Below are 4893 nucleotides of genomic sequence, written 5' to 3'. Positions count from 1 at the left end.
ACGCAATGATTGTCGCTCAAGGTACACGGCCCGCATCTGTGATTTCCTGCGGCTCCTGAAAAAGCGAAAGCCCGGCTGGGTCGAGCCGGGCTTCCTGCGATGGCTGGTGTAGATTAGCCACCACGATGGGAGGTCGCGTCAGGCGGCGTAGCCGCCATAACCACGGGCAACTGCGTGTACACCCGCGGTCGGCTCGAGATCCGGCCACAGGATGCCGGAAGCCTGGGCAAATTCGACCAGCGCACGGCGCGCCTGCTCGATGGTCACATAACCCGGAACCGCGAGATCACATGCCTTCATCGCGTTGCGATAAAGCGGGCCGCGGCGGGAAGTCGTCCAATCGGTCAGGAAATCGTGCATTTCGGCCAGCGAGGCAATCTCGCGCTTGAAGCCAAGGCCGACGGTCAGTGCGACCGGTGAATGAAACAGCTTGTCGTGCATGAAACGGGCTCCTGATTTATCGCAGCGCCAGGAGAGATATCCGGGCTGGTCCACGAACGGGACGCGGTGAAACGCGCCGCGCGGCAGGAGGTTCCAGGCCGAGCGCTTTTATATGAAGGCGGCGATCATCCTTTGATCGCGATGCCCGCACGAGCGCTATGAGCGATCGGCGGATTGTCGTGTGAGGCTGGTCGGCATCCGCCAGGACCTTGCTTCACTCGCTACTGGAGCCTCGCGTGTCTCACGCTGCCTCGACAGGCGAAGAACTGCCGCAAGCCTGTTTCCCAGCGAGACGCCGGGCTTTTCAACCAAAAGGTGCGCGACCAGCGCCATCAGGAGCAGAAGCACCATCGCCATCACGATCACAAGCCAATACTGGGTGGCGTTATCCAAGGCGAAGGTCCGCACGGGCGTGATGGAAAATATCGCGACGAAGGCAAGCCCCTGCAAGAGAAAGATGCCATAGCTGATCTCGCCCAGTCGCACTGAACGGTTGGCAGTCAGAAGGCCAAAGAAATCGGCGCCCGAGACGATCAGGAAGAAGGCACCGGTGCACAGCAGCATCGGTCCCGGCGCGTAAGCAACCCTATAGGTGGCAAAAACATACACCAGCAGCGCCAGGGCGATGGCGGACAGGACGTGCCGGTGCACCTTCACCAGCAGGGCGTTTGCTTCAAGCGTCGCGCACAACATGCCCCCTGCGAAAAGTCCCAGATAGCTGTAGGCGCCGCTGCCTCCACTCATTGACATGACAATGGAAAAAGCCAGCAGGACGGCCGGCAATCCTATGCGGGTAACCGGGTGCCGGCTGAATATGGCTGCGATCGGCAGGCTGAAATAGAACAGCCATTCATAGGGCAAGGTCCAGGTTACGCAGGCCAAGACGCAGACGCGGGCACTCGAAAGCGGGATATAGCCAAAGACACCAAACAGCAGATTGAAAAATGCCCGCTCGTAGGTCGCGAAGGTCGAATAATCGATCCGGCCGTCAACGACCTCCAAGGCCATCGCCACGCCGACGGCCAAAATGTAGAGCGGCCCGATCCTGAAAGCCCGCTTGAGCAACAGGGTCGGAAAATCCACGGAGGCCTTTGCCGATAGCAGTTTCCCCCAAAACAGATAGGCGGAGATGATGAAGAAGAAGGACACCCCCATTTGTCCCAACAGGCCGTAGAAAGCGGAGGGCGGATACTTCCATGCGCCGGTCGTCAGGAATTCATGGTAGATGACGGCGTGGTGGAGTGCGACGGCAAGCGCCAGATAGCCACGCATTCCGTCGATCGCCCGGACCCTGGCCGCGGTCGATTCGAAGCCGACACGCTGAAACAGCGGCAAGCCTGCTAGCGGCCAAAGCAGCGCGACGACCACAAAGGCGGGCCAGAGATCATAAAGTCCAATCACGATTGCTCCGAGCCGATGCGCACAGCCTGCTGAGTCCCTGTTGGACTATGCAACCTTGCCCAGCGCCGGCACAAGCGTTCGCCACGATCCGCTTGATGCTTCCCGCTGCGGCTAGCCGAACAATCGCTGACCTGCCTGACCCAAGGCATCGAGCGCAACGACAACCGGATCGGGAATTCTGGAGGCATTGGCCGATTGCGCTTGACGTGTGGCCCCTATCGCCGCACGAGCGCGTTTGCTTCAGCCAATGTGGCCAGCACTTGCTCGACTTTCTGCGCCGAGGCGTCCGTGCGCTCGATGTGCCGCATCACCTGCTGCGTCAGCATCGCAAGCCTTGCGGCGCGATATACGTCGCCGTTTCTCGCGGTTTCAAGGTTGAAGGTCGCGATCATCATGGCAACAATCCCAAAATCATGGAGCACTACGATGCCGGTGGATCGATCTTCGTCAGGCGCTCTCTGGCCTCGATCACACGCCGCTGAGCGGCCCGTATTCTGCCGCAGAGCGCGAGATTGATCCCGACTCCGCAGTCCTCATCCAGCATTTCCTTGGCGCGCCTGAGGGCGGACTCCGCCCGCTTGACGCGCTGTCTGGCCTTGGCCAGTTCCAAGATCATGAGATCGGCCATTGCGCCGCGTCCACTGTGCTCCGGGGTGTACATCATGAAGTGCTAACTCATGAAGGAGCGGATCGTTCCCCGTTGAGGTCTGGCACCGAGATCACGAATAGAGTCTTCGTTGCCACGAACCCTTCAACGGAGATCTCTTCCCCATGACAGTGAGACCACAATGGCGGGCTTTCTATTGCCCCGCCGTCAGGACGAGCGTGCGCACTCTTGCCTTGGTTCGCTTCAGGCAATGCTCTGGAATATCCGGCCACGTCGCCTCGGCGCATTCTTTCCCTGTGACCGCAAAAGTTTCGCCAGGCTGCACGTTCGCGGCTTGGGTAGCGGTGGTTGAGGTGAAGAGCACTGTCTGCGTGATGAGCGCCGCGACGGCGGCGACCTGGATCAGGACGGTAGCTAGGGCGATTTTCTTGAGCACGCGAGGAAACGCTCCACCCCGCTCCTGGTTCCTCCGGCTTGTGATTTTCGTTCAGATTGGCCCACTCCCTTACGGTGTGGACTTTTCTGCTTGAGCAGGCCAGCCAAGCAGGGAAAGAAGCAGGGAGACCTAAGCTAGTCAGAAATCACCAGCGATTTCAACGCGTCGTCGAACGATGGTGGCGGGCCACGAACGATGAAAATGGGCACTATGTCTACGCTAAAGCGCTCTAGAATGACCGGAAATCGTTTCTCGTCGAACACCTTATAGCGAATCTTAGGGTCGGCCTCTTTCATAACTCCGATCAAGCCGATTCCCACCCGACCTGCCTTTCGCATGGCGTCCTTCGAAAAGCCCTCGTTGCTGCATATCAAGGTGACATCCGCGGCAAGATCGCGACGCTTTGAATCGGCRGCATCGATGACGGCAATCCCTATTCGCCGCCGTTTGTGCGAGTCGTAGTCCTTGCATTCGATCAGGATCTGCCTCGTCACGCCGTCCACGGTGCCTGCGATCAGTACGTCGACCTCCCTAAGGCCATCCGGCCCTTTTACCCACTCGCCGACCTTCACCTCGGCGGAAGGATCGAACTGCTTCGCCACGTCGGCAACGACTTGTTCATAGGCCCTTCCGAGCTTGGCCATGCGGAGGTTTCCTTGGTTGTCCGTGCCCGAAAATGGCTCACCAATGCATGGCGCTTGCCTCGTCAGGGCGCTGCTGCATTTTCAGGTTTGCAAGGCGGTTGGCCTTTGAAGTCGCGAGCAAGGCACCCATACTTGTCGAACGTCTGCCCGGTTTCCCTCGCGGCTTTGGCCATACCGCAGGCCGAAATGGCCAGGCAGGAGAGCAGAGCAATCGCGGTTCTCATAACGAGCATCGATTCATGTCTGCGCCTCATTTTCCGTCCTTTTACGATGCCCGAATTGCCAGAGGTTGACCTTGATCAGCGCCGGGGTCAACCGTCCCGAAGACGCACACGATTGAGCATCGTCGCACATTTCGGCGCTTGCCATCCCTTCGTTGCGGCGACCCTTCAAACGGAGTTCGCCAATGGCTAGATCGAAACCGTCCAAGCAATTATCGCAGGCTGAAATCGAGCGCTTTCTCGTGGCAGCGAAAGCGCTGCATTGGAGCATCGTGAAGCCGTTCATATCGCCACACTGCGAGCACTACCGCGCTACGCCTGTCTTGCATGAGGGGCTGTTGAAGGCCGTGCGGGAAGTGACGGGAAGGAAGTCGAGTTTATCCCATGGAATGTGACGGGTCCGGTGCGATGCCCCCGGCTGAGTAGCGCGCGGGCTGGGACTTCAGTCTTAGTCCCGCCAATAGGCTTAATTGCGAAGTTTCTAATATGCCCATAGTTTTGGCAGCGCGGGGAACGCAACCCCTTCCCGCAGTGACCGGTGCGGCTTTCGCATCCCCAAGATAGCCCCAAGGCCGCACCGGCCATCGTATCAAGAACGGGTCGCACGGACGGTCGGGCTTGTTTGCCGAATCGTGGAAGGCAGTCCCAAGTGCTCTCAACTGTTTTACGGGAAAAGCTGGTGTGCGAATGCGGTCGCACCGGTTATCTGAAACTACGAGAAGACGATCAGCCCCTCAGCGGGACCTGGGAATCCTACAGCCTGGAGGGGTTCAATGGCGGCAGCCTGACGATCACCAGTTGCGGAAATATTCCGGGCGACAAGTTGGCCTATCTCCGTCCTTTGTGTCCTCAATGCAGCCAGTGGGGCAAGGTGAAGTATGCCAGCCGGACCTGAGCCCGAACGGACCACTTACATCGTTGGCGTGTTTGAGAAGCCGCATTGGCGGACAGTGCTGACCACCAAGGACAAGGCCGAAGCAGAGGCGCTAGAACAGGCGATGGCCCAGGACGACGTTAAGGCGCGGATCGAGGAAATCACGCCGAAGCCGAAGCGGGCGGTAGGCTTTGAGTGATGGTGAGAAGTCTAGCCAGCACCGCCACCGTGATTGCAACGATAGCTGCCGCTATCGTGCTGACATTTAT

8 protein-coding genes and 1 pseudogene are annotated in these 4893 nt (G+C 59.1%); 2 read left to right on the top strand and 7 right to left on the bottom strand.

Annotation, left to right across the window (positions count from 1 at the left end; translation table 11 throughout):
- Positions 1 to 138: 138 nt before the first annotated feature.
- The 7 genes from AC1D0I_RS32120 to AC1D0I_RS32090 form a co-directional block, all read right to left on the bottom strand.
- Positions 139 to 441 carry a DUF982 domain-containing protein gene (locus AC1D0I_RS32120; protein WP_095084647.1) on the bottom strand — a complete coding sequence of 101 codons (303 nt, stop codon included), beginning with the start codon at positions 439 to 441 and terminating at the stop codon, positions 139 to 141.
- A gap of 156 nt (positions 442 to 597) precedes the next feature.
- Complete coding sequence (locus AC1D0I_RS32115; RefSeq protein ID WP_477400121.1) at positions 598 to 1842, bottom strand: acyltransferase family protein; 1245 nt, start codon at positions 1840 to 1842, stop codon at positions 598 to 600.
- A 215-nt stretch (positions 1843 to 2057) separates the two neighbouring features.
- Entirely contained in the window at positions 2058 to 2237 is a 180-nt protein-coding gene (locus AC1D0I_RS32110) for a hypothetical protein (protein WP_095084649.1), read from the bottom strand.
- 26 nt (positions 2238 to 2263) lie between these two features.
- Entirely contained in the window at positions 2264 to 2470 is a 207-nt protein-coding gene (locus AC1D0I_RS32105; RefSeq protein WP_457155682.1) for a hypothetical protein, read from the bottom strand.
- A gap of 172 nt (positions 2471 to 2642) precedes the next feature.
- Positions 2643 to 2885: a hypothetical protein gene (locus tag AC1D0I_RS32100; protein ID WP_477400120.1), complete on the bottom strand. Its 243-nt coding sequence runs from the start codon at positions 2883 to 2885 to the stop codon at positions 2643 to 2645.
- A gap of 134 nt (positions 2886 to 3019) precedes the next feature.
- The gene (locus AC1D0I_RS32095) at positions 3020 to 3529 is read right to left on the bottom strand and encodes a restriction endonuclease (protein WP_477400119.1); all 510 of its coding nucleotides are present in this window, start codon (positions 3527 to 3529) and stop codon (positions 3020 to 3022) included.
- Between the two features lie 237 nt (positions 3530 to 3766).
- On the bottom strand, positions 3767 to 3958 hold the full coding sequence (locus AC1D0I_RS32090; protein ID WP_477400122.1) for a hypothetical protein: 192 nt from the start codon (positions 3956 to 3958) through the stop codon (positions 3767 to 3769).
- On the opposite strand from AC1D0I_RS32090, the pseudogene AC1D0I_RS32085 reads away from it, so the two are divergent.
- A pseudogene (locus AC1D0I_RS32085) lies at positions 3936 to 4165 on the top strand (hypothetical protein); the annotation flags it as partial. The gene AC1D0I_RS32090 and the pseudogene AC1D0I_RS32085 sit on opposite strands and share 23 nt — an antisense overlap.
- A 463-nt stretch (positions 4166 to 4628) precedes the next feature.
- The gene (locus tag AC1D0I_RS32080; RefSeq protein ID WP_095084654.1) at positions 4629 to 4823 is read left to right on the top strand and encodes a hypothetical protein; all 195 of its coding nucleotides are present in this window, start codon (positions 4629 to 4631) and stop codon (positions 4821 to 4823) included.
- Positions 4824 to 4893 lie beyond the last annotated feature (70 nt).

It is taken from the genome of Mesorhizobium sp. P2_D1, from assembly GCF_056404455.1.
This window is presented reverse-complemented; position numbering and strand designations above follow the sequence as displayed.